We start from the raw sequence: 25,886 nt of genomic DNA on the forward strand, positions 1-25,886 counted from the left end.
GAAACCTTGTTAGGCTTTTTAAGCAAGTAAAAATAAGGTCATATTGGAGGCATTCTAATGATATCAGTTATGACATTATCAGCTGTAAGTCTTTTGGGTCTGATCAGCATCTTACATGTTTATTGGGCGTGTGGGGGGCGTTTGGGTGTCGGTGCGGTAATACCTTCAAAAGCTGGGGAGTATAAACCTGCTTTTGTTCCTGGTAAGATGGGCACACTTTTTGTGGCAATCCTTATTTTAACGGTATGCTTCATTCTTCTGGTTCAGGGCGGTTATATGGATTACTTTATAGCGAATACCATTACAAGAATTGGGTGTATCGTAAGCGCTTTTGTTTTCTTTCTTCGGGCGATTGGTGACTTTAAGTATGTAGGATTTTTCAAGAAAATAAAGCACTCAGTATTCGCAAAAAATGATTCATGGTTCTATAGTCCACTTTGTTTGTATTTTGGGATAACCTGTACGATTCTTTTGTTTTGATCGATATCGATGTAAACCGTACCATAACCAATGTGATTTTGCTCGATAAATTACGTTCGATATATTCGATGATTTGTTTGCTTAAATGCGCACTTTGATTTTCTTTAGTTGTCGATAACATTGCGGCTTGAGGCATGTCTGATTGTTCGTTGCTTATGATCATTATAAGCAGCTGCTCTGCGGCGAATGGCGCATCTTGCTTGGGCGTGATCAGGAATAGATTCAGTCCAAAAGAGTTCAAACTTTCCTTCATTAATCGCGCCAATACCGCATGCTCAACATGTCCAATACGAAACAGCTTATATTCATCAAAAAATTCATCGTCAGCCCCCCTATGATATAAAGTATAAATAATCCGTTCTATAATACAAATAGAAGTGCAAATTAATCTATCAATTTTCTAAATCAAGCGAACGACTTAAGCCATATAATTGTGACTGTCAGGCTACATTCCAGATTAGGAGATGTCAGTGCTTACATATTAGGAGGCGGTTATGATGGATATCGGCGTTATTCATATGCTCGACACAAGCCATAAGGGGAATATGTTTCAGGTTGTTAGTGATTATGGCTTTCCCGTTTGTCAGCTTTGCGGGTGGGACAGTGAGCTTTGTACTCCTGAAGTTGCTGAGCGCGTCGTTCGCGAAGCACGCGAGGCTAATGTGAGAATTTGTGCAGTATGGGCAGGTGTTCCAGGACCGGCTGAATGGAATTTCACAGGAGGTCCTATCACATTAGGGCTTGTTCCGGAACAATATCGCGAGGAGCGGATCAGGGCACTGAAGGGGTGGGCGGATTTTGCGGTATGGATCGGAGCGCCAGCCATCATCACACATTGCGGTTTTATTCCTGAGAACATGACAGATCCGGAATATCCGCATGTTGTAGCTGCGATCCGCGAGGTTGCGGTATATTGTGAAAATAAAGGGATTGGCTTCTGGTTTGAGACTGGACAAGAAACGCCGATCGTACTGCTCCGCACCATTCAGCGGGTCGGTACATCCAACCTGGGCATTAACATGGACCCAGCAAACTTGATTTTGTACGGGAAAGGCAACCCGATCGACGCGCTGGATACGATTGGTCCCTATGTTCGTAATATTCATGTGAAGGACGGTTTGTACCCTACCAATGGCGATCGATTGGGCGAGGAAGTACGGGCAGGTACAGGTAAGGTTAATTACCCTCTATTCATACAGAAACTTAAGGAAATAGGCTTTACAGGGGAATATATAATCGAACGCGAAATATCGGGTGAGGAGAAGCGGCAGGATATAATGCGGACGACAAACGATTTGAAACTTTGGATGCAGGGAGAGTAGCTGGAAAATCATATCGAAGCTTAAAGAACCGTCAGGGCCTCTGACGGTTCTTTGCATTGCTCTAACTTGCACGCATTTTACATACATTTATTCATTAGTTGATTTTTAACGGACACGTTGCCGTAATGGGAATAATAGTACGGGTATTGCGTCTATCTACGAAAGAAAATGTACTTATATAATTAAGGCATATCAGATGGCTGAACAAAGAAGGGGGCGATAATTTTGTAACAGATCGTTGTTGGGAAACTACGGATCGAAGAACTTTTTCTAAATTCTCATATTCAAGAGGAGGAAAATATGTCAGAAATCAGGGATCATTCCAAGCAAAGTGATGGACAGCAGGGAGCAGGTACAGAGCCAGAGGTTGATAAAGGAACACTTTCTTCGTCGTCTGTATTAAGTAGGAGAAAACTTTTGGTTGCGATGGGTGGATTGGGAGCGGTTGTTGCTACTGGAGGTTTTTTGTTTAACAATCCTCAGTCAGCCAGTGCAGAGAAAAAGAACAACGGTGATGAGAATTCTCTGAAAAGTGTCGAAGACATTCAAGCCCTTAAATTAAAATCGATCGATGATGGTCAGCGATTCAGTGTACAATGCTATCATCCCAGCACAACAATTGGGGGCGGTGTCTTCTATCTAGACAAAAATCGCAAGAAATCAGCTCACAATGGCGGCAGTATAATATCTATAACCGTTCCATGGAATGGAAAAGCATCGGGGCTGCAAGGATTTCTCAAAGGGACAGGTGAAACAGACCCAACAGGAACCGGGTGTCTGGTCCGTTTGATTGAGAATAGGATCACTCCATTTATATTCGGCGCGCTGGCGAATGGTACGAACGATGATTCGGCGGCCATTCAAGCGGCTATTAACTCAGGAAGCCCTCTTTATTTCCCTGAAGGGACATATCTATTAACACTATCACAATCTATAGTGCTTGCCGGTGGCAATACGGTTTGCTCTTTGATTGCGCGGGACAAAATGGATTTGTTAGGAGCGGGCATTGGCAAAACAATTTTCAAGCTAAAAGATAATGAGTCAACCGATTCCAGCCCCAAATATTATAATATTATCGCTGGAAACACGGTAATTAATAACCTTTATGTTGAAGGCATTACATTTGACGTGAATGGAGCTAATAATAAAATCAGCCCTAACAGGAGCAGTGGCGCCTACTATCAATTTAATTGTGCAGGTATTTTTATCTCCGGCACGGTAGCCACTTCCGGAGCTGATGCCAGGTTGTATAATTCTAAAATTACGAATTGCGAATTTATCAACTCTCCTGGAGTTACTTGTATAGCTACAGGACAACAAGAATCCCCCGGCTTAATAAGTAATAATGTTGAAATAAGCTTCTGTAGATTTTACAACAACGGTTTTGATAGCAGTGATCACTCTTCCATCTACATGTGGGGTGATGCAATCAATGTTCATGATTGTGTCTTTGATCACCCCACCGTGTCCACAGGTATCGAGGGTCCAGTAGTCGCTGCTGAGCTTCACGGGTCTGAAAATTTCTTTACTAACAATATTGTAAATAATTATGCTCAGGGACTATGGATTTCTGGAAATCAGAAAACACCATCAAGAGGGATTAGTGTAACCGGAAACTCCTTTGCAGTTTCATGGTTCGGAGTTGGCTTGTTCAGTATTAATCCTATAGGCCTCGGCACATCGGATGTTGTAATTGGAAATAACAGAATACACATTATCCCAGGTGAAATTCTAAACCCGGGTATGGGATTCCCTAAGACCGCGGTATTCTTGAATATGACTGACGGCGGTGGCGATCGAATGACGGTCACAGGGAATCAATTGTATTGTACAGACAGGTCTACTAACATTGCGGTTTTGGTTAGTGCGGCTGCAAATGGTTATATGAAAGATACGATGATATCCGATAATTTGATCAATGGCTTTAGCAGGGGAATTTGTGTAGGGCTTGGGGCAGTTGGATCTGTTTATAATACCGTAATAAAATCTAATGTCGTTAGCAACCTGCAGCCGACTACAAACTTACCTGCCACAGTAGGAATACATGTGTCCGGAACGCAAGGAGGAGTAACCCTATCATCCAATGATGTTGGCGGAGGGAATGGTACTACCGATCAAGGCATTTTTATTGGCAACTTTGGAGTAGCCGGCTCTCTTGAGTATCTCCACTTTGAAGGAAATAGAGTAGACGCTTCGGCAGTTACCCCTATTGAGGACAGTATTTTAGTAATTGGCAGGAGGACAGGCGCGCAGGCTCGAAACTTCTCAGCTTTACCTACACAATCCACATGGAAGATAGGAGATTCTGTAACCTTGGATTCCCCTATACAAGCAGGAACATCCCCAAATAAGTACATGATTGTCGGTTGGCAAAGGATAACGAATGGCACTGGAAATGTTCTGAATACAGATTGGGTAGAACGAAGAGTTCTTACTGGTAATTAACTCTAGATTAAGCCTCTCTCTATTGAGCTTGATATCTAACCGAACACGTATGCCACGGAATATCAAATCCAGGTAGGAGTGAAGCTTAATTTGAAAACGATTACATCGAGAGGTTGTTGAATATGAATAAAATACGATTAGGCATTATCGGCTGCGGTGGCATTGCAAACTCTGGACATGCGAAAGGGCTAATACAACTGAGTGACATCATGACTGTCACGGTCGCCTGCGACCATAATTTGGATCGTGCGGAGCAAATGGTTCAGCTTGTGGGGGCGGAGAAAGCGGTGACGGACTATCGCGATATGCTGGACGACGTGGACGCCGTCTTGATCGCGCTACCGCATGACCTCCATTATGAAGTCGGGCTGGCGTGTTTAAAAGCTGAAAAGCATGTTCTGATGGAGAAGCCGTTGGCCAATACGGAAGAGGAGTGCGCGGAGCTGATCCGTTTGGCAGAAGCGAAGAATTTGGTACTGATGACGGCATATCCAGTACCATTCTGGCCTGTCATCGAGAAGATGAAGGAACTGATCGACAGCAAAGCGTACGGCGATATCTTCCAGCTGTCTATCTGGACGGAGCAAATGACGTTCGCCGAGGAAGGGCACTGGACTCATTCGGCGAAACGGCTGGGCGGCGGTCAGCTTTTCAGCCATGGCTGCCACTATATCGACCTGATGCTGCGTTTTCTTGGTAATCCAGTCAAGGGCGTGCATATGGGCACGAACCTGGGCACTCCGTGGATGGAGAAGGAAGGCACGAGCAACGTGACGATCGAATTCGAGAACGGTGTGATGGGCTACCACTTCGGCACATGGGGCGCCCGTGGTTCCAGGCTTGGGTACAGCATTCATGCACACTGCACAAAAGGAATGCTGGATATGCACCTCGGCGAAGGCAAGCTGTACGCATATTCGAATATGAAGGTGGAGCATGGCGATCTGGAGACGGGATCAAGTAGTGAGGTACTGATGGAAATCGAGGAGCCGGGCAAGATGACACAGCATGAAACGCGCCATTTCCTGGATTGCATCGCCAGCGGTAAAAAGCCGATCGTCGACGGGCCTCGAAGTATTCAGGGATTGCGGGTTATATGGAAGCTGTATGAAGCTGAGCAAAATAATACGATCGCGGATTTGCGCGGACTCGGCTTGGATGAGGATTGGGACAACCCGGCTCTAAGGACGAGTTTCCAGATAGTATAAGCAGCTTGAACGTCCTTGTTATGGGAAATGTTCGAATCATGAGTATGAAGATATAGCTGCAGTTGTAAAGGGCACCAGAGTGGGTGCCCTTTCTTTTCGTCCAATAGCAATTAAGCTTGCTTTGTCCGTTTCTCCAAACGATATTCGCCGGGGGTGACCCCAGTAATTCGTTTGAACATCCGTGTAAAGGAATTCGCATTGTGGTAGCCAACTTTATTTGCGATCTCATGAATTTTATCATCCGATTCGATCAGAATAACCTTGGCTTTGCTAATGCGAATATCTTCCAGATACTCGCTGAACGTCTTACCGGTCTTGTTCTTAATATATTTCCCCATATATCCGATGGAAATATTAAGCTTGCTGGCGATGTCCTCCTGACTGATATCTTCACCGCTGTGTCGTTCCATATAGGCTAAGACATAGTCGACAATTGGATCCTTGTCAGTTTTTTTGTTGTTGATTAATGCAACGGCCCTCTCGATCAGTTCATTATAGAAAGAGTAATATTGATCTGTTGTTGCAAATTCTTTAATTTGTTCATAAGGGGCGAGCTCGCTTAGCAGATCCCCTACCTCGATTTTCTGTGACATCAGTACCAGTAATATTTCGGAAATGATGTCATTTGCCATTTGTCTGTATTCAACAGCCCTCTCCCTGTTGCTTAGACGATTCAGCAGCCGATGTATGATTTGCATAATGTCGGTTGCATTTCCTGCTGCCACATGAACCGACAGCTTTTTGAGCTCAGACGGTGGAATATGGAGGCCGTTTTTCTCGCCTTCCATTTCGGTTATTAATTGAGTATTCGCATTGAGCTTGCGCTGGTGGATCATTTCTAACGTTTCTTCATAAGCGTTTGTGAAATCGCTATGATTTCTCAATTGCGGATTAGCGGCGATCGTGACATAGATCCCTTGGCGCTGATTGAACAATTGGACAAGATCCTGCAGCGTTGCGAAGAGTATGTCCTGAATTGGATTTGGATCGTCATCGAAAATAATAGAAGCGATCAGGTCCTTTTCGATCTGTAACGTCTCGGATTGATTATAACGCTGCAGTATGGTTGAGTTGATTATATCCGCAAAGTGCTCCGTATTTTTTATGTCAACAACGGATAGCTGCTGACTACTTCTAATGGGTTGAAGTTGGTACATCACAAAGTAGAATGGTTTGGTATTATCAATCAGATTTTGCATTTCCGTATGCTCAAGAGGAATATTTTTGACCTTATTCCAGTAACTATAGGTTTTTAATAAAGAATTTTTCATTTTCAGATCCTGATTGATCTTCTCGGTGGAGACGATGATCGACTTCAGCTTGTCCCCGATTTGGATATATTCACGGATCGTGCTAGTGAAGTTGAAGTTGGGATTCATCTTCTGCAGTGATTCTAGCATTCGTTGTACAGGAAGTCGGAACCGGATGCTGAACAGGATGGAGATTAACAGACTAAGTACGAGAGACAATGCAAATAAAATGAGCAGCAGAAGGCTTAAACGGTATACAGTAGAGGCGATTTGCTGATTTGGAGTGACATTCACATAGGTAAGATTTGATTTCTCGCCGGTCTGATAGAAATAGTAATTATTATTTTTCGAATCATAGGCTTCTCCGTTCCCTGTAACCTGAAAGTTTGTAAGCGCTTTTATAAATGGAGTACTGAAGAAGCGACTTCCGTGAACGTCCTCTATATAGAAAAGATCATTATTCGAGAAGTGAGAGTTTAAATAGATCTCATCCGCATCAATAAAGGCGGCGATATAGTTATTTTTCTGAAGTTTGCTTTTAATAATAACAGGGAAGTAGGATCCTGCCTGTTCGATCTTTCCATTTATATTTCGTTTCTGGAACGGAGCGGCCGGAAATATCCGCATATGGTAATCTTCTTCTGTCTGTTTCCTCCAGAATTCGGCATTATATTGAGGATTTATATAATGTTCTCCGAACATATCGGTAATCTCCGTTAGACCTCCCTTTTCGATGATAAAGGAATAACTATCATTATAGAAAAACAAATTAACTAGGTTCAAATTATTGTAATTGGCTAAAATCGTTTTAATCTCAATGGTAAGATTATTCATGGCCGTGAAATCTGATCTGTTATGTTCGAGTAAGGTGATATTGGTGCCGAAAAACAAATTTGAAGCGACATCGTCCAAGAGCCGAAATTGTTTCTCGTAATTATTGACGGTGTTGCTCAAGTTAAGTTGATTGTATTTGATTATTTCCGTCCGAAGAGTGTTCTGAAAAAAGTTGAAGGAGAGCAAGTTGAAAATGAAGGAGATCATGACGATAATTACAAAGCTGAAAAGCAGTTTGATAAAGAAGGAGTTTCGTTTCGATCGCAGAAATGTAATCATTATTCACGCCCCTTATGCTTGGAATATATTACTATTATATTCAATTTCGTGTACAAAGCGAACCTACAATATCCACTCTATTCTTCACTCTCTGATCATTATTGAAGTTTTGGCTGGAAAAAGGACAAGACAAGAAGCGTTCCAATGACCAGACTATACACAATAGCTATACATTTATTCATCAGATGGACTTTATTGGCCACAATGACATAATGGGAATAATAGTACGGGAATTGCGTCTACCTAGGAGAGAAAATAGATGCTTATAATTAGGTTGTGTCCGGATGGAACAGTCAGGAGCACCCGCAACTCCGATTAACCAATTTAATAATGGGGGGATAGGAAATGAAAAAAGGAAACAGACGTTGGATCGGTTTCACGCTTGCGACGGTTTTATTAGTATTGTCTGCTTGCAGCAATAATGGAGGGAGCCCAGCACCATCTCCAACCGCGAGCGGTACGACTAGCAGCCCTGAAGCATCACAAGTCGCGGAACCAGAGAAAGTGTCCAATGATGGGAAGTATGATCCGCCCATTACGTTGACGACAGTGAGAACACTGGAATCCACGGTCAAGTTTGCAGATGGAGATTCCATGGAGAACAATGTATGGACACGTGCTTATGAAGAGGAATACGGCATTAAAGTTAATACCTTATGGGCTGTCGATTGGAGTCAATGGGAGCAAAAAATGAATTTGACGATTGCTTCCGGAGAAATCCCGGATTTCTTCCGAGTAAATGCAACGCAATTCAAACAGCTTGCTGAAGCAGGTATGATTGCCGATCTGACGGAGGTTTATAATGAAAACGCTTCTGATGGTCTGAAGAGTTTGCTGACCGAAGAGGGAACAATGGCTTTAGATTCTGCCACCATCGATGGCAAGCTTATGGCCATTCCCTTTACGAGTCCAAGCAGGGAAGGTGCGCAGATGATTTACATTCGCTCCGATTGGCTGAAAGCACTAAATATTCCAGATCCAAAGACGATGGATGATCTTTTGAAAATCAGCGAGGCGTTCTCCACCCAAGATCCTGATAAAAACGGCACGCAAGATACCTATGGATTGGCGGTAGATAAAGATTTTGAGCTTTTGAAAGGCTTTTTCAACAGCTTCCACGCTTATCCAGGCATTATGATTAAAGCTAGCGATGGCAATCTGACCCCCGGAGTCATTCAACCTGAATTGAAGACAGCTTTGGCTAAGCTGCAGGAAATGTTTAAAGCGAAGCAAATCGACCCGGAATTCGGAGCGAAAGATCTTACCAAAGTATTCGAGATGATTGCTAACGGTAAGATCGGGATCATGTATTATCCGTATTATGCCCCGTTATATCCATTGCAAGCGGGTAAAGACAAAGACCCTTCCATGGAATGGAAAGCGTTTCCGATCATGGGCTTTGACGGCAATCCTCCCAAATCCCAAGTGACATTGGGCGTGGATAGCTATTGGGTTGTGAAGAAGGAAGTTGAACATCCCGAAGCGATTCTCAAAATGCTCGAATTCTGGCTTAAAACATTCTATGAAAATACGTCTGTCGAGATTTATGAGAAGTTTAATACTACTCCCGAGGATGGCAACCAGGTTTGGCTGCTTAATAATATTGCAGCATATAAAGCATTCAAGAACGTAGATGAAAGCTTGAGGATCATTAATGCGCTTGAAACTAACGACACATCAAAGCTAAACCCTGAGGATAAAGGGGTTTACGATAAAATTTTGAAGTTCCAATCTGGAGATCTTACCAATTGGGGCTGGAATCAGATATTCAATAAAGGGCAGTCCTTATCGGTTTCTGAATATTACCGATCGAATAATCTCTACCTCAATGATGAATTTACAACGTCACCTTTAGACGCTATGGTCCAAAAAAGTCCAATCCTTGTCAAGATGTATGCGGAAACATTTACCAAGATTATACTTGGGCAGTCTTCCGTGGATGAATTCGATAATTTCACTAAGCAGTGGCTGGAGCTTGGAGGCAATGAGATATTGGCTGAAGTAAATGAATGGTATAAAACGAAAAAATAAATCGCTATATCCGAATAAGGGGGCAGGGGGAGAATTCCTTACTCATCTCGCCCCTTATTTCGAGCATCTATCAAGCTCAGCGGAGGTGAACGACTTTGTCTAAAAAACTGGTGAACTGGCCCCTGCATCTGATGATCTTACCTAGTCTAGTTCTCGTCTTAATATTTTGCTATGGGCCAATGTTGGGAATCGTCATTGCCTTTCAAAAGTTCATTCCTGCTAGAGGGATTTCGGGCTCCGAATGGATTGGCTGGGATAACTTCAGGTATGTAATAAGCTTGCCCGATACGTTAAAGGTATTGCAAAACACGGTCTTTATTGCCCTGATGAAAATTGTGACAGGCCTCATCTTCCCACTCACGGTTGCCTTACTGCTTAACGAAGTTCTAAACAAATTCGTTAAGCGCTCTATTCAGACGCTAATCTATTTACCACATTTCTTGTCCTGGACGATATTGGGAGGTGTGCTAATTGATATATTGTCGCCCTCTATCGGAATCGTTAACGAGATTGTTAAGAGTTTTGGTTTTGAGCCTATCTATTTTCTAGGCAACAATAATTGGTTTCCTTATGTCCTTGTCATCACCAATGCATGGAAAGAAGTTGGTTTCAGCACCATTCTATACCTTGCTGCCTTGACCAGCATAAGTCCGGTATTATACGAAGCTGCGGTAATGGACGGGGCAAATCGCTGGCGACAGACATGGCATGTATCGCTGCCAGGTATGAGGCCGATTATCATATTGCTGGCTACGCTAAGCTTGGCGAGTGTTCTAAATGCAGGCTTTGATCAGGTTTTCGTACTCTATAATCCGCAAGTATATGAGAGCGGAGATATTATTGATACGTTCGTATACCGTATGGGATTAATCAGTGCACAATTCGGACCCGCGACTGCTATTGGTCTGTTTAACTCTATTGTTTCCTTTATATTAATTTCCATTGCCTATTATTTGGCCTATCGTTTTGCTAAATACCGTATTTTTTAGGAAGGAGGGGTAAGGATATGCGGGTATCCGGATGGAGAGTCGGTTTTCAAGTCATCAATTATACATTTCTCTGTTTAATCGCTATTCTTTGCGTACTTCCCATGGTCCATGTCCTCGCGCTGTCTATGAGCACCAATGCTGCCGCTTCTGCGGGAATTGTCCGGTTGTGGCCGATCGGATTCAATACAACATCCTATGAGTACGTAATGGAACAAGCCGCTTTTATCAATTCGTTCATCATCTCCTTAAAGCGGGTTGCTATAGGCGTTTCAATCAACATTGTGCTAACAATCTTGTTAGCTTATCCTCTGTCTAAGGAATCCCACAAATTCAAATCACGCACGATATATGCCTGGTTTTTTGTGTTCACGATGCTATTCGGCGGAGGCCTCATTCCAACTTACATGGTCATCAGGACGGCTGGCTTGCTGGATTCGATTTGGGCACTTGTTCTCCCGGGAGCTGTGCCAGTATTCAGTGCGATCTTACTGCTCAACTTCTTTAGAGGATTGCCCAAGGAATTGGAAGAAGCGGCATTCATAGATGGTGCCGGTCATTTCGTTACGCTGTTTCGAATTTTTCTCCCTCTCTCTATCCCGGCAATTGCTACCATTCTGCTGTTGTCGACTGTTGGTCATTGGAACAGTTGGTTTGATGGACTGATTTATATGAACTCGCCGGATCATTATCCGTTGCAAAGTTATTTGCAGACCATTGTGATTCAGAAAAATTTCTCAGGATTAACAGACTTGAACACGGAAATGCTGCGTCAAATTTCGGATAGGACGGTTAAAGCAGCGCAGATTTTTCTAGGTGCTCTGCCAGTGCTCGCTGTGTATCCCTTTCTGCAAAAATATTTCATGACAGGCATCGTTATGGGAAGCGTTAAAGAATAAAAAATCGATAGATAGGCGGAGGTTATCATGCGATTCAGACAAATACATCTCGATTTTCATAATCATGGAACCGTTAAGATTGGGGAGCGATTTTCCAAGCAGCAGTTTCAGGAAATGCTTCAGCTAGGCAATGTAGATTCGATTAATGTGTTTGCGAAATGTTTTCACGGCTGGGCTTATTATGACACGCAGAAGTTCAATAAGCACCCCGGATTAAAATTCGATCTATTGGGTGAAATCATTGAGGCGGCACATGAGATTGGTGTTAAGACACCGGTTTATATTAATGTCGGGTTAAGCGAAAATTTGGCTCTAGAGCATCCGGAGTGGCTGGCTCGCAACGAGAATGACGATACCCTCTATGATCCAGGCTTTATGCAGCCGGGTCTTCATACTTTCTGCTTTCACTCCCCTTATTTGGAGTATATTCTACAACTAACGGAGGAAGTTGTTGCAAAATACGATGCGGATGGACTATTTTTGGATATTGTTTTTCCAAAAGCTTGTTATTGTCATAATTGCAGGGCAACTCTACTGCGAGAAGGCAAAGATCCATTAAATAGGAACGATGTCATGGACCTGGCAGAAAGGGTATACGCCAATTACACAAGTCAGCTCAACGAGCGGGTATGGAATATCAAGCCCGGGCTCGATATTTTTCATAACAGCGGCATCCGATGCGGTCGCCGGGATATGGTAGCGATGAATAGCCATATTGAAGTGGAATCGCTACCTTCCGGCGGATGGGGTTATGATTATTTTCCGATTTCGGCGAGATACTTCCAACAGTTTGGCAAGAAAGTTGTTGGAATGACGGGGCGCTTCCATATGAACTGGGGTGAGTTTGGCGGATACAAGCATGCGAATGCCATTCGGTTCGAATCGGCTTTGGCACTGGCGCATGGGACACATTGTTCTGTAGGTGATCACTTGCATCCTGATGGAATTATGGATCCAATCGTATATCGAATGGTCGGAGAGGCCTACCGGGAAGTGGAATCCAAGGAACCTTGGTGCACGGATGTGGAAAATATAGCAGATGTAGCCTTGCTTTCGTTAGAGTCGACTGGACCCGAGCAGCATAGGATGGGGCAGTCGGATACAGGCGCATACCGTATTTTGCAGGAAGGCAATATTCTTTTTAATATTATCGATACGGAATCTGATTTTCAGCTCTACAAAGTTATTATTTTGCCAGACAAGGTCAGAATTACAGATTCACTCGGTGTTAAGTTGAAACGATATTTGGATAATGGCGGCAAGGTGTTTGCGACAGGAGAATCGGGACTTAATCCAGCGGGCGACAAATTTGCACTTGATCTGGGGGTCGAGTGGGTGGAGGCCAATCCATATAAGCCAGACTTCTATAAGCCCCATGATCCACTGCCTAGTTTTGGAGAAGGATCGTTTGTCTTTTATTCACAAGGGCAGAAGGTTGCATTAAACGGGGGCGTAGAACTGGGCAACCGGGAAGATCCTTATTTCAACCGCAGCTTGCATGCTTATTATTTCTCTCATACGCCGAACAGCCGCAATGACGCGGGGCCTGGCATGGTGGAGAGCGGCAATGGCATTTACTTAGCTTGGGATGCGTTTGAAGATTATGCGGAAAACGGCAGTTTGTTCGTTAAGGAAACGGTGCTGTATGCACTCGAAAGATTGCTGGACGTTAATAAAACCTTATCCACCAATTTGCCTGCCCAAGGTGTTGTAACGCTCCAGCATCAGAAAAAGGAATCACGTTATATTAATCATCTTCTGTATGCTTTTCCGGTGAAGAGGGGAGTAAACAAAGAAGTGATCGAAGATATAACGCCGATTTATCAGATTAACGTCAAGCTTCAATTGTCTGAAATTGTTCGCCGCGTATATTCGGTACCGCAGCTAGAGGACATTCCTTTCGTGCAGGATGGATCGTCCATTCACTATCAAGTGCCTGTAATTGATTGCCATCAGATGATTGCGATTGAATATGAGAAAGCACTGATCGGTTAACGTCTTTATTTCATATCTTGCTGCTGAATTAAGGAGCGGGAAATAATCTGACTAACCATAGGAGGATCCAAAGAGATGGCTGAAAAGAAATATGAGTTTCGCAAGCGATTGGAGGTTGTTCATCAGCCTAATCGATGGGATGTCGAAGCGATCGCTCAAGAGAATGAAGTTGTGATCGATCAAGACTGGAGTATTGCGATTAGTGAAGACGCAACTCCTTTGATGATGAACGTTGCTAAAGACCTGCAAGATTATTTACTAGTGAGCATGAATATCTCGGTGAAACTTCATATTGTGAAGAACGTCTTGGATTACTCGCAGTCGATGGAAAAGATGATTGTCCTCGCGACCAAGGGAGAGCTTCCGGCTGTTGGACAGCTTTTAAGTAAAGCTCGAAGCTACCGTGTTGTCGTTAGCGACAAGTGCATAATCGTATGCGGCAATGACGAACGCGGAGTAGGTCAGGGAAGCTATTTCCTCGAAGACTTGATGAACTTACGAGAAGCTCCCTTCCTTTCCGCTCAGGACAAAGTGAGGGAACCGATCTTCGCGCCACGGATGGCGCATTCTGGCTGGGGGCTTGACCGATATCCCGATGCCCATCTGAATGCTATGGCTCACGCAGGCATTGATGCGATCCTATTATTTGTTAAGGATGTAGATAAAACAACGGAAGGCTATCAGGATTTTAACTACCTTGTTGACCGGGCAGCATTATATGGTCTTGATGTATACGTATATAGCTACTTAATCTCGAAAAAACATCCTGATGAGCTTAATGCGGAACAATATTATGATTCTGTCTACGGTAAAATATTCGAAGCTTGCCCACGCTTCAAAGGTGTCATTCTCGTGGGTGAGTCCTGTGAATTTCCGAGTAAAGATCCGAATACGACCGGTGTTCTCAGGCTGGAATGGCCTACCGATCAGCCGCAGACGAAGCCGAGCCCCGGCTGGTGGCCGTGCGATGACTATCCGCAATGGCTAAATCTATTGAAGAAAGTCATCCACAAGCATAATCAAGAGGCGGATATCGTGTTCTGGACTTACAACTGGGGATGGGCGCCTGAGGAAGATCGTCTGAAGTTGATAAGAAATTTACCAAACGATATTACTTTGCTTGTTACGTTTGAAATGTTCGAGCAGATCAAGCATGAGCATGTTACAAACGTATGCGTAGATTACACGATCTCCTTCGAAGGGCCTGGCCAATACTTTAGCAGTGAAGCAAAGGTTGCCAAGGAAAGAGGAATTAAGCTATATACGATGAGCAATACGGGCGGACTAACCTGGGATATTGGCGTTATCCCCTATCAGCCCGTACCTTATCAGTGGGCGAATCGGCATTCTGCTCTTCTGCAAGCGAATGCGGATTGGGGGCTGTCGGGTCTGATGGAAAGCCATCACTACGGCTGGTGGCCGTCCTTTGTCAGTGATATTACGAAATGGACCTATTGGCAGCCTAGTCCTCCTCCTAAGCAAATATTCGAAGCGATTGCCATACGCGATTTCAGCCATGAAGCGCTTGATCACGTCTTGGAAGCGTGGCGGAGCTGGAGTGAATCGATCAAACACTATATTCCAACAATCGAAGACCAGTATGGTCCATTCCGAGTCGGTTCTTCCTACCCATTCGTATTCCAGAATGAGGTGAAAATGCCGGTCGCCTGGCATGCGATGTTCGGCAACGAGATCGTATTTACGACCTATAAGCCAATAGACACCTCGCGTCAGTCATTAGGAGTTTCGCGGTATCAAGTGGAGACAAGAAGCTTGCAACGGATGCTGGAGCTAATGGTTCAGGGTAATGAAGCGATGAAGGAAGCGATAGCGCTTACTCCAGAGAAGAAGCGGGAGCAGGCGATGAAGCAGCTTGGAATTAGTCAATTTATCGCACATGCGGTGCAGACTTCGATTCATGTGAAGCAATGGTGGCTGTTGAAGCAAAGGCTGTTAATAGAGCCGGATTCGAGCAAAGCGATTGCCATCCTGGAGGAAATGCAAACGCTGGCCGAAAACGAGATTGCGAATGCTCAAGCGGTCATTCCTCTTGTAGAGGCGGATTCCCGTTTAGGCTGGGAGCCTAGTATGGATTACATGACGGACGCTGAGCATTTGCATTGGAAGATTAATCAAGTAAGAAGTGTACTCGAGAACGAATTTCCGGGATGGCGAGCATCGCTTGCGCTAACGGACTAAATAGGACAGAAGAGGAGAAGTGTACGGTATGGATGACAATAACGGGAAGTTGCAGTGGGTGTTACCCGACTATGAGCTGCCGCCCCCTGGCGAATCGTTGCTTAAGGGACATGAATCGATCATCGTGCTAAATATGAACAACAGTCCCTTGAAGGCTGGCATACCTGCGAGCTCCGTGGCAGAAGGGTTTTTGCAATTTTTCAAAGACCATAGCTACGAAAAGAACTACTTATACGGACCGTGACATGGCACGGGGATGATCGAGGTTGAGGCACATTGGATGGAAACCTCCTCCGATTACTTGCTTTTGCCCAATATGGCGTTCCAGATTGATACATTCATTATGTCGGATACGTTTGGTATAAGGTGGGAAGGGCGTCGTCATCCGAGAAGGTGGTTGTGAACTGCTGTCTAATCCGATCGGCCAAATTCACGAGTTGGAATTTTAATTCAATAAAGGAAAGTATGACATTCTAATATAATGGAGGGATTTACATGTCGAGTATTGGTATACCGGGGCTTATATTGATTTTATTGTTAGCACTTCTGATGTTTGGACCGAGCAAGCTTCCTGAACTGGGTAAAGCTGTTGGCAGAACGCTGAGTGAGTTCAAGAAAGGAACGCGCGGCATCTTGGATGTTACGGATGATGAACCAGTCAGAAAATCGGTAAACAATAACGACGATTCTTCTCGAGTAGTAGAATTAAAGAGTGACCATGAGCTCTCGTCTACAAAGCTTACAGACTGATCGCTGGCATTACCAATTATGATGCTTGGAGTTGGTGATATGCATGCAAATTGATAAGGACATGTCTCTCTTTGAGCATTTGAGAGATCTTCGCAAAAAAATCGTCTGGTGCCTAATCGTTATCGTCTTGACGCTCGTAGGGGGATTATTAGCAGTCAATCCGATATTGTCCTACTTGAAGAATGTTCCGCCTGCCAAAAATATTGAATGGAATGCTTTTTCCCCCTGGGATGCGATCAGCATATACATGCAGTGCGCTCTAGTCGTATCTATTACTGTGTCGATGCCCTTTATTTTGTACCAATTGTGGGACTTCGTCCGCCCGGGTCTGCGCGACAATGAACAGAAAGCGACGATCAAGTATATACCAGGTGCTGTATTTTTGTTTTTGCTTGGAGCCGCCTTTGCGTATTTTATTATTTTTCCGATGGCATTCAGTTTTGCTTCCAGCGTTTCGCACAACATGGGACTTAATGAGACGTATGGCATTTCTCAGTACTTCTCTTTTATGTTCAATATTATCATTCCGATGGCTCTATTATTTGAGCTTCCTGTCGTCGTTCTGTTTTTAACGAAACTGGGCATTTTGACTCCAAGAAGGTTGAAGAAAATGAGGAAAGTGTCATACCTGATCCTTGTTCTTATCGCCGCGCTAGTAACTCCGCCCGATTTGATATCTGATATATTAGTATCGATTCCAATGATTTTACTTTATGAGTTCAGTGTCATACTTTCATCCCGGGTACATCACAAACATCAGGCAGAGGATAGGGCGCTGGATTCCAGGCTCGATATCGCATAATCATTTACGCTTGTCCTATAATAGGGCGGGCGTTTTTTTTATAAAATGTACTAAAGTATATCTCCTCAACCTAAGGTTGTTTTTGATTCAACTTTTCTTACATTGCTATCTCTCCAAATCGTATGTAATGATATAAATATAATGGAAAGGTGGTGAGCGGCTCTGATATTAGATGCGGCCTCAGATATAAACTTACTACCAAAAATATCCCATTTGTTAAAGTGTTCTATTGATTCATTATTTTACGGCACAGATACAAGTAAAGTACAAGAGAAAATGAAAACCTTAGTGAGGGTTGATCTCTCAGAAACAAAAATAGAAAATTCTGACTTACGGGGTACAGTCATGAGGGATGTTAATCTAGAAGGAGCTAAAATATTTGATAGTCGTTTACATGGTATGCGAATTCATCATGAAGGTATGGCTTGAGGATGAATTCCGCTCCTTCCATGAGTCGTTAAGCTAACGGGAAACGATACTTGAACGCCTGACGGGCTCCTAGCTGCCCGTCATTTTGGAGTTGGGAATTTGGATGAACGATGGTGGAAAATACTTATTTGTAAATGGCTCACGCATCTGCACAATCTGTTACGAAGTGTATGAAAATGCTTTTGATGTTGCATGAGACAGAGAGGGCAGGCATGGAACTGATCATATATGTGAGAGGAGATCTGGACTTGGACTTTATTTACGAAGATGAAACGCTGGCTGTAACCGTTGTTAAAGCGATTCAAACTGGAGATATCCCATCGTTGAAGCGACTTCTTGAAGAGATTCCGGGCTTGGCTACGGCAAGAATCATCGGAAGAGAGAATAATAACGAAGGAAAAAGTTACGCAATGTCTCGAACACTGTTGCATGTGGTGACCGACTGGCCTGGACACTTTCCTAACGGTGCGGCTACTGTGGGTACGTTAGTCGAATTCGGTGCGGAGGTGAACGCTCGGTTCACTGGATCGCACACCGAGACACCACTTCATTGGGCTTCGAGCTGCGATGACATTGAAGTTCTTGACGCGCTTCTTGATGCTGGCGCCGATATCGAAGCGCCAGGTGCGGTGATCGCCGGTGGCACACCACTAGACGATGCAGTGGCATTCGCACAGTGGCGGGCAGCACATATGTTAGTTAAACGAGTAGCTCAGTTCGCACTCTGGCATGCGGCTGCGCTAGGACAGATAGATGCAATTGAGGCCTACTTCGCCGGAGCTACACTTTCGGATCGATACCCTTGGGGAGCAAGTTGCTCTACACCTCCGGATAAGATTACCGTCGCCTTTTGGTGCGCATGCCACGGCGGACAGCGCCACTCTGCAGAGTACCTTCTCGACCAAGGTGCTGAACTGAACTGGATTTCGGTTTGGAATGGATTGACCCCACTGGACGCAGCGCAACGTAGTTCCGCCGCGGATCTGGTGCAGTGGCTGCGTAGTCTAGGAGCCAAATCTGCCGGCGAATTGTGAATGATCAGTCAAGGGTTGAAAAATATGTGAAGAAAATTCTGGATGAAATGGGATTAAATGATTAGTATATTCGATGAGAAAATAAATTAAATCAAACTTTAAGATATTACCTCACTTTGCGACAAGCATATCATTCGTTGAAGAGGTTCTGGTGAACCATAAGCCAGCAATAATCCCAAACACAGCTGTGACTCCAATTAGTACTGCGGATAACATTAACCCAAGCATATTTTCGATTCATTGTCACTCATCACCATGATTCTATCTAATCAAAGATTATATCCCTCTTCTCTGCGGTTGATTAGTTCTAAAATTTATAGTACTCCCCTTCCATATCGGTAATTGTTAGAGCCCAGAAAAATCAGCCGAACGCCACCACGCAATCTTTCCCGTTATATCTACAATAATCTGGAGGAGGAGCTCATCATGAGTAGTAAATTACACCAGACTATTATTGGTTTTTTTTATGGCATTATTTTGAGTGTGATTAGTAGCTTATTTATAACTATATTTGCTAACATGTCTGCTGGTGGATTATCATTTGAGGGCTGGTTTTGGTTTTTCTCTGGCTTATGTGTGCCCCTATCAGTTACTTTTGGTATTACTGGATATTTCTTAACTTTTAAGAATTTCGGAGTAAAAAAATTTTGGCTGCTCTGTGCAGTATTCGGTTTTATTAATTTGAGTGGCGCCATACAAATCCATCGTTTCCGCTATGGCTTCGATAATATTTTTTCTGATCCGCAGCCGTTGTTCATATTGCATATTTTTCTTTTGCATATTTTCCTCGTTTTCGAACACCAAACTGTTCACTTCCTCCATCATTGATATGAAAGCAATACTCTTTGTTCAATTAATCATACAAATTTTTTTGAACAAATGAGAAAAAATGCATAAATGAGGAGGGAAATCATAACCCTCAATATTCTAACGTTAGAGTCAAAATCGTTCGTGTCGCGACAGGAATCATAACCGCGAAGCTGATTGCTGAGAAGGATGATCCCCAATCGGACGTTATTTGAGGGCTTACTGCTACGAGTCTGCTGGTCTGGAAAGATGTTTAGTTTAACTTCAATTTAATATAGGGGAGATGGTAATGTCGGATTTAATAGCTAACAAGATGCGCTATCCAGTGAGAGGTATTTTATTCGATAAGGACGGTACTCTTACTTGAAGATGTAGCCAAGGATAAACTGGATCCAAAGAATAATTTGACACTTTCTGAAACGGTTACTATACTTGTACGTTTTCTTAGATACGATAAGATGATTTATGAATAACGTTAATGAAAGTAATGTTATAAACAATTAATATAATCCCTGCTGGTGCCTCTAATGGCGCAGCGGGAATTATTTTAATTAAAGATGTTGAGAAGGAGACCTGATCATATGAATGATCTTCGAGTGCAAATGTAGTCATATGGGCAATAGAGCGCCAAGAAGGTTATAGTTTTTCATAGGACTCATGGCAGGAAAGTAAAAGTGTATGTGGAAATTGGAAGTTAGTGGTTACCCAATTTAACTAAGGAGTGTTTAGCCTCCATAACCACCCTCACCAATAACCACAATTTAAGTCTGTACATATCCCACAAAGTCTGCCACTAAGTAAACATCGCAAAATCATTCAAGTCTTACAAAAATTAGTCTAATATGATATTCTTTATTGAGAACATTTGGTTCTTAATATATTATTACCGAAAGTGAGGGGTATGGATGAATCAAACAAATGATTTGAGAAGGGGAAAGCTTGCAATTATCTTGATTATTATCATTGCTTTCATGACAACAAATACGCACATTAGTTATGCCAATGAAGGTGGTGATCAAGTAGTTCGTTCTTTACAAGGAACAATAACCGATGAAGTCGGGCAGCCCGTTGAAGGCGCAACGGTTCAAGTCGGAGCATATTCTCCGAATGTAGGTTTTCATTTTATTGCATCAGCTACTACAGATGAGGAAGGAGCATATGCCATCCCTTCCTATAGCAAGACGTTGGGTGATGCCGTCTCGGCTATCTTAAATGTTAAAGGAAATGTTGTAGTCTTCGAAGTACAGTCTGAAATTCTCAACTTTCAAATACCAGAACAGAAAACGACCATAACAGGGAAAATCACTTATGTAGATGAGTTTGCAACGCCTGTTATCAATTATCCGATAAGCTTGAGTGTCTACCTTGGACGCGGTGGACGGATTAACATCGCTGACGTATGGTCAGATTCCGAAGGCAACTATACAATGTCCATCATTCCGGGAGAATTCAATTCTGCTCGCGGCGTGAATCAGTTTAGTCTAATTTACAATAATAATTTGGAGAACGTAGTTGAACTACATTCGGGTAATCACAAAGTCATCAATCAGCAAGTATTCGATATGCATCCTGGTACATATTTGAATGGACGCCTTGAAGTGGATGTTACCGATGAGTCAGATATCCCGATTCAAGACGCGGTTCTCGAATTAGCAGGCACGGATATTCCGTTGTTTCAAACAGGAAATTACTTCTTTTCGGATGTCATTAAAGGTGGGGCGTATACACTTAGAGTAACAGCTCCAGGCTATATGCCGGCAGAAGAGAATATAGAAATTAATGGTGGGGTATATCGGTTGTCACTGAAGCTTATCAAAAATAACCCTCCAATCGTCATTGCCATGGAAGAACGAGCTCCTGATTATAATGGTTGGTACAACAAAAATGTATGGGTATCTTTTCATGCTTTTGACGAAGACGCAGAGCCTGTGGTTGATCCTCCGTTTTTAGTGTCAACCGAAGGAGCCGATCAAGCTATAACGGGTTCTGCCATAGACGCTGCCGGATTGAAAGGGACGGGCACGATCTATGTTAGTTTGGATAAAACAGCACCTGTCACTGAAGCAACGGTGTCAGAACGTGCAAGCAACGGCAATTGGTATAATTCCGATGTTCACGTTTCATTATCGTCAAACGACAATTTATCCGGAATCGAATATATAGCGTACAGTCTTGATAATGGAAGAACATGGTCGGATTATGATGGAGTCATTACGATATTGAAGGAAGGAGTGAATACTCTTCTGTATCGAAGTACGGACCAAGCCGGAAACACGGAACAACAAAAGCAGCTTGTAGTGAATATCGACAAAACTTCTCCAACGCTGCAGCTCACTCTCAATCGATACGCCCTATCACCCGTTAACAATAAAATGATTCAAATCCATGCCTTTGTCGATGGCGTAGATGCTGGATCAGGAATAGCAGGCATACAATTAACTTCAATTACATCCAGTGAAGTTAATCATTCTTCTGGTTCTGGAAATAAATTTATCGATATTCAAAATGCTGAATATGGTACATACGATACGGCATTCGATCTTCGTGCTGAGGATTCAGGAAAAGGCTCGGAACGTGAATATACGATAATTTATACCGTAACCGATAAGGCGGGAAATACTGCAATAGCATCAGCAATTGTTATAGTGTCTAAAGACAATAAGGATGATAAAGACAAGAAAGACAAGAAAGACAAGAAAGAGAATTAATAGAAGCAAGTGTTAGACAGCAGCCCTCAACTCGATGATTGGTCAAGACCTCGTATTGTAAAATGATCTGTACGAAAAGACCAAACGACCGGCTATGAACTCCCATGGTACGAAATGATTTTCTCACGAATGATCGCATATTCGCAGAATTTTTCCCGGATGGTAAGGGGTGAAAGGCAAGAAGGGGAATAACGTCTATCCACCTCTAGCTATCATGCTAACTGGCTTTTAATGATTTTCATATTCAGATTTTCCATCAATGATTTAAGTTTAGGCAAATCTAGTAAACTACGAATCTCCATGTTTGTTCGAACATTCAACGTGATGTACATACTCATCTCTCCTTTGAGAACAGTGGTTCATCTCGTCAAAGTTGTACATTATTATATAAGCATTTCTGTACATGATTAGAATAGCATTTGTATTGAAGCAAATTACAGTGAACTCAAACATAGGCACGGGTATTACGTAGCATCATCCTCGGGTCTGAAGTAAGATACCAGTCATAAAGGCCTCCCTAGACAGGCAAAGATGCCCCCTATTCTCAATAATTAGGAATAGGGGGCGTCTTTTGTTTCGTACTCTTTTAGCTGCTCCGTTAAAACCACAAGTTCTTCAGTGTCCTCCTTTTGCATCTCCTGTGCTACACCTTTTAAACAGGCAATGATTCGATATAAGGTATTTTCCACGGTTTCAACCACTCCTTCATCATCTGAAGAAAACTTGCCGTTACAGACAGTTCGGAGAACCGGACAGGACTTTCGGTGAATGAAATAATAACAGTACCACTTCTAGGGTGGTCTTACCGCTGCTTCTAAAAAGCTCATTTTATTTAAATAACTAAAAATTTTAGGGGGAAATGTTAAATATTGCAATTGAAAATAAAGGATATTAGTTTGTTTTCCTCGAATGTATAGTGCTAATGTATCACAGCATGGAAGGATTGATTACTAATGAACCCCGAAAACCAAGTTCAACTGCTTGAATTGCCAGAGATAAAGCTTGTAGGTTTGTATGTCACATCTTCTTTTCAAAGACACCTACCCGAAAGAGTGGAAGCAATGAAGCATGAGTTTTACAAACGCAAAGATGAAATATGCAAGACCATCCATCCTGAACGATATATTAGTCCAAGTTTTTCTACAGAGGTTCTATTTACTTACTTGATTTGTATGGAAGTCGAGGAACTTTTGGATGTGCCCGAAGGAATGATCGGTTTTACGATTCCTCCACATCGTTATGCGAAAGTAAAATCCAAAGATGACCCATATCAAGTCATACATAACTATTTGGATGCAAACGGCCAACAAAATGACAAGCGAGCCCTGGCATTAGAGATATACCATTTTGAAAATCCAACTTGGCCTGACGAGGCTGAAGTTCTAATCCCTGTACAATGATTTATTCAGAGCTTACGAGGAACGATAGTTCGGTAAGTGAAACAACAAACTGCCGAATAGTTAAAAAGGTTGCTTGTTCCGCTAACGGGTGGCACTCCTGATCTGTGGTAACGGCACAACTATGGATATCCGAAAAAACATGAAGGACCAATTCGAGTTGCTTAAAGGAGAGTCTATCATTGCCTACTCAATTAGTAAAAAAGATTATCGTGTTTTGTTTGGTTTTCGTTCTCATACCGATCTCATCCGTTTGGGCTGCATCCGTCATTACGGACCCAGCTTTGGCGAAAGCCATTCGAACGGAATTAAAGCTGTCGCCAGGTAAAGAGTTGAATCCTGGTGATTTACAGAAGTTGGAATCTTTATATCCAGAAGATATAAAAGATAAAATTACCAACTTGCAAGGACTTGGATATGCCGTCAACATGCAGAGTTTATTTCTGCCCGGCCAAAATATAAAGGATATTACAGCGATCAGTAAATTAAAAAAACTGACGTTTTTAGCTGTTGACGGGAATCAAGTTACGGATCTTTCACCGCTATCCGGGTTAAGTTCTCTGCAAAAACTAGTTGTTGACGGTAACAAGATTAAGAGTCTAGAGCCACTGAAGAATTTACGCAAGCTGACTGATCTTCTTGCCAGCAACAATCAATTGGCAGACCTAAGTCCCATTCAGAAATTAAAGTTAGAATGGATCATCATGAGTGGAAATAAAATTCAAGACTTGACGCCGTTAAAAAATCACCCTACATTGGAGTATCTTTATCTGGACGATAACTTCATCCGGGATATTGAAGTGCTCGAAACAATACCTAATCTAAGAGAAGTATCTTTGGCAAACAACCCGCTGAATGAGCAAGCGAGTCAGGTTGTAAAAAAACTAGAGAACAATGGCGTCATTGTAGAATTGGATAACAAAGATGAGACTCAGCCAGAGGAGATTCAAGTTTCTCTCGATGCGGAGTCAGTTGCTTTCGATGTTCCTCCTTTTATTATGGAGGGAAGAACAATGGTTCCATTTCGAGTCCTATTCGAAAAACTTGGTTTAAAGGTCACATGGATCGAAGATAGCCAAACCATCATAGGGGAAAAAGTTGGCACTACGATAAGGATGCAAGTTGGTCAGCAAAGTGCGGAAGTTAACGGAAAGCCGATATCGCTTGCTGTAGCACCGACAATCGTATCAGGCAGTACCTTCGTGCCATTGCGGTTCTTAGCAGAGTCCTTAGATGCTAAAGTTGAATGGGACGATAGCCGAAAATTAGCTATTATCAGAAGCAAGCAGGTGTTTGCTTCCTTCGATGGCACCGTAGAAGTCACCGCCTATGGCAAATGGACTGCTACTGAAGATCCTTCTAAATTTGTTGAATTGGCGATTAAAACCTTTAGTTGGAGCACATTGGTCGTAAGCGAGGTTTCTAAACAAGAACTGACTTCGGGCATGAATTTGGATGCGTTTTATAAGGATACCAAGACGCAGTTACTAACGGACCCCGAAACCTACGTTATGGAAGAAACAGAGGAGACGTTCCAAGGGTATCCTGCGAAAAAGTTGGTTTTTCATAAAATGGAAGATGGTTGGAAAGCCTTTGTATGCACAGCGATTTTCTTTGAGGTGGAAGGGCATTTCTACCAGATTACGACTTCGGCAAATGAAGACATTTTAGAGAATGCACAAGAGGAATTAAATGAGATCGTGGGCACATTGAAACTGAATCATCAGCAAGGAAGGTAATACAAAGAGTTATAATCCAGTCATGAAAATCGAACTTCAATCTTCTCCAAAATATTATATTAAGCAGCAATACGGTGAACCGTATCACAAGTAGAAGTGCTGATTTATTACGTTAACGGGAAACGTTAGTTGAACAAAACAAGGAGCAGTTTGCTACGGCAGCTGCTCCTTTCATTATTAAGCGCGTGCCCAGAAGCACGCATCTTCTAGCCGGTGAAAGTCCGGTCATGGGAGGGGCCAAGCCCCCATGTAGCTAGGATGCCTGCGTACGGTGAAAGCTTTGCGTAGAAGC

At 43.0% G+C, this 25,886-nt stretch carries 20 protein-coding genes; 18 read left to right on the forward strand and 2 right to left on the reverse strand.

Annotation, left to right across the window (positions count from 1 at the left end; genetic code table 11):
• Positions 1 to 57: 57 nt before the first annotated feature.
• From AC0YN7_RS26205 to AC0YN7_RS26220, 4 genes are all read left to right on the forward strand, one after another.
• On the forward strand, positions 58 to 480 hold the full coding sequence (locus AC0YN7_RS26205; protein WP_475812963.1) for a DUF3995 domain-containing protein: 423 nt from the start codon (positions 58 to 60) through the stop codon (positions 478 to 480).
• Positions 481 to 974: 494 nt separating this feature from the next.
• The gene (locus AC0YN7_RS26210; protein WP_475812964.1) at positions 975 to 1,802 is read left to right on the forward strand and encodes a sugar phosphate isomerase/epimerase family protein; all 828 of its coding nucleotides are present in this window, start codon (positions 975 to 977) and stop codon (positions 1,800 to 1,802) included.
• Between the two features lie 300 nt (positions 1,803 to 2,102).
• Positions 2,103 to 4,247 (forward strand): glycosyl hydrolase family 28-related protein, encoded by a 2,145-nt coding sequence (locus tag AC0YN7_RS26215; RefSeq protein WP_475812965.1) that lies wholly within the window; start codon positions 2,103 to 2,105, stop codon positions 4,245 to 4,247.
• A gap of 122 nt (positions 4,248 to 4,369) precedes the next feature.
• Positions 4,370 to 5,455, forward strand: a complete 1,086-nt coding sequence (locus AC0YN7_RS26220; protein WP_475812966.1) for a Gfo/Idh/MocA family protein — start codon at positions 4,370 to 4,372, stop codon at positions 5,453 to 5,455.
• 110 nt (positions 5,456 to 5,565) lie between these two features.
• Here the strand turns inward: AC0YN7_RS26220 and AC0YN7_RS26225 are convergent, their stop codons facing one another.
• Complete coding sequence (locus AC0YN7_RS26225; protein ID WP_475812967.1) at positions 5,566 to 7,818, reverse strand: helix-turn-helix domain-containing protein; 2,253 nt, start codon at positions 7,816 to 7,818, stop codon at positions 5,566 to 5,568.
• Positions 7,819 to 8,163: 345 nt separating this feature from the next.
• On the opposite strand from AC0YN7_RS26225, the gene AC0YN7_RS26230 reads away from it, so the two are divergent.
• The 12 genes from AC0YN7_RS26230 to AC0YN7_RS26285 all read left to right on the forward strand — a co-directional run bounded on the left by AC0YN7_RS26230 (position 8,164) and on the right by AC0YN7_RS26285 (position 22,458).
• Complete coding sequence (locus AC0YN7_RS26230) at positions 8,164 to 9,849, forward strand: extracellular solute-binding protein (RefSeq protein ID WP_475812968.1); 1,686 nt, start codon at positions 8,164 to 8,166, stop codon at positions 9,847 to 9,849.
• Between the two features lie 131 nt (positions 9,850 to 9,980).
• On the forward strand, positions 9,981 to 10,838 hold the full coding sequence (locus tag AC0YN7_RS26235; RefSeq protein WP_475812986.1) for an ABC transporter permease: 858 nt from the start codon (positions 9,981 to 9,983) through the stop codon (positions 10,836 to 10,838).
• 17 nt (positions 10,839 to 10,855) lie between these two features.
• Positions 10,856 to 11,734: a carbohydrate ABC transporter permease gene (locus AC0YN7_RS26240; protein ID WP_475812969.1), complete on the forward strand. Its 879-nt coding sequence runs from the start codon at positions 10,856 to 10,858 to the stop codon at positions 11,732 to 11,734.
• A gap of 27 nt (positions 11,735 to 11,761) precedes the next feature.
• Positions 11,762 to 13,729 carry a family 10 glycosylhydrolase gene (locus tag AC0YN7_RS26245; protein ID WP_475812970.1) on the forward strand — a complete coding sequence of 656 codons (1,968 nt, stop codon included), beginning with the start codon at positions 11,762 to 11,764 and terminating at the stop codon, positions 13,727 to 13,729.
• Positions 13,730 to 13,804: 75 nt separating this feature from the next.
• Positions 13,805 to 15,928, forward strand: coding sequence for a hypothetical protein (locus AC0YN7_RS26250; protein WP_475812971.1), 2,124 nt, complete (start codon positions 13,805 to 13,807; stop codon positions 15,926 to 15,928).
• Between the two features lie 28 nt (positions 15,929 to 15,956).
• Positions 15,957 to 16,172 carry a hypothetical protein gene (locus AC0YN7_RS26255; RefSeq protein ID WP_475812972.1) on the forward strand — a complete coding sequence of 72 codons (216 nt, stop codon included), beginning with the start codon at positions 15,957 to 15,959 and terminating at the stop codon, positions 16,170 to 16,172.
• Positions 16,173 to 16,423: 251 nt separating this feature from the next.
• Positions 16,424 to 16,678 carry a twin-arginine translocase TatA/TatE family subunit gene (gene tatA / locus AC0YN7_RS26260; protein WP_475812973.1) on the forward strand — a complete coding sequence of 85 codons (255 nt, stop codon included), beginning with the start codon at positions 16,424 to 16,426 and terminating at the stop codon, positions 16,676 to 16,678.
• A gap of 43 nt (positions 16,679 to 16,721) precedes the next feature.
• Entirely contained in the window at positions 16,722 to 17,480 is a 759-nt protein-coding gene (tatC, locus tag AC0YN7_RS26265; protein WP_475812974.1) for a twin-arginine translocase subunit TatC, read from the forward strand.
• 276 nt (positions 17,481 to 17,756) lie between these two features.
• Positions 17,757 to 17,909, forward strand: a complete 153-nt coding sequence (locus tag AC0YN7_RS26270) for a pentapeptide repeat-containing protein (protein ID WP_475812975.1) — start codon at positions 17,757 to 17,759, stop codon at positions 17,907 to 17,909.
• Between the two features lie 212 nt (positions 17,910 to 18,121).
• Positions 18,122 to 18,943, forward strand: coding sequence for an ankyrin repeat domain-containing protein (locus AC0YN7_RS26275; RefSeq protein WP_475812976.1), 822 nt, complete (start codon positions 18,122 to 18,124; stop codon positions 18,941 to 18,943).
• 426 nt (positions 18,944 to 19,369) lie between these two features.
• Positions 19,370 to 19,771: a hypothetical protein gene (locus tag AC0YN7_RS26280; RefSeq protein ID WP_475812977.1), complete on the forward strand. Its 402-nt coding sequence runs from the start codon at positions 19,370 to 19,372 to the stop codon at positions 19,769 to 19,771.
• Between the two features lie 884 nt (positions 19,772 to 20,655).
• Positions 20,656 to 22,458: a carboxypeptidase-like regulatory domain-containing protein gene (locus AC0YN7_RS26285; RefSeq protein WP_475812978.1), complete on the forward strand. Its 1,803-nt coding sequence runs from the start codon at positions 20,656 to 20,658 to the stop codon at positions 22,456 to 22,458.
• A 551-nt stretch (positions 22,459 to 23,009) separates the two neighbouring features.
• Here AC0YN7_RS26285 and AC0YN7_RS26290 read toward each other — a convergent pair.
• Positions 23,010 to 23,147 carry a hypothetical protein gene (locus tag AC0YN7_RS26290; RefSeq protein WP_475812979.1) on the reverse strand — a complete coding sequence of 46 codons (138 nt, stop codon included), beginning with the start codon at positions 23,145 to 23,147 and terminating at the stop codon, positions 23,010 to 23,012.
• Between the two features lie 264 nt (positions 23,148 to 23,411).
• On the opposite strand from AC0YN7_RS26290, the gene AC0YN7_RS26295 reads away from it, so the two are divergent.
• Complete coding sequence (locus AC0YN7_RS26295) at positions 23,412 to 23,858, forward strand: GyrI-like domain-containing protein (protein ID WP_475812980.1); 447 nt, start codon at positions 23,412 to 23,414, stop codon at positions 23,856 to 23,858.
• A 179-nt stretch (positions 23,859 to 24,037) separates the two neighbouring features.
• Positions 24,038 to 25,594 (forward strand): stalk domain-containing protein, encoded by a 1,557-nt coding sequence (locus AC0YN7_RS26300; protein WP_475812981.1) that lies wholly within the window; start codon positions 24,038 to 24,040, stop codon positions 25,592 to 25,594.
• Positions 25,595 to 25,886: the final 292 nt, after the last annotated feature.

Source organism: Paenibacillus sp. J31R122 (assembly GCF_056269185.1).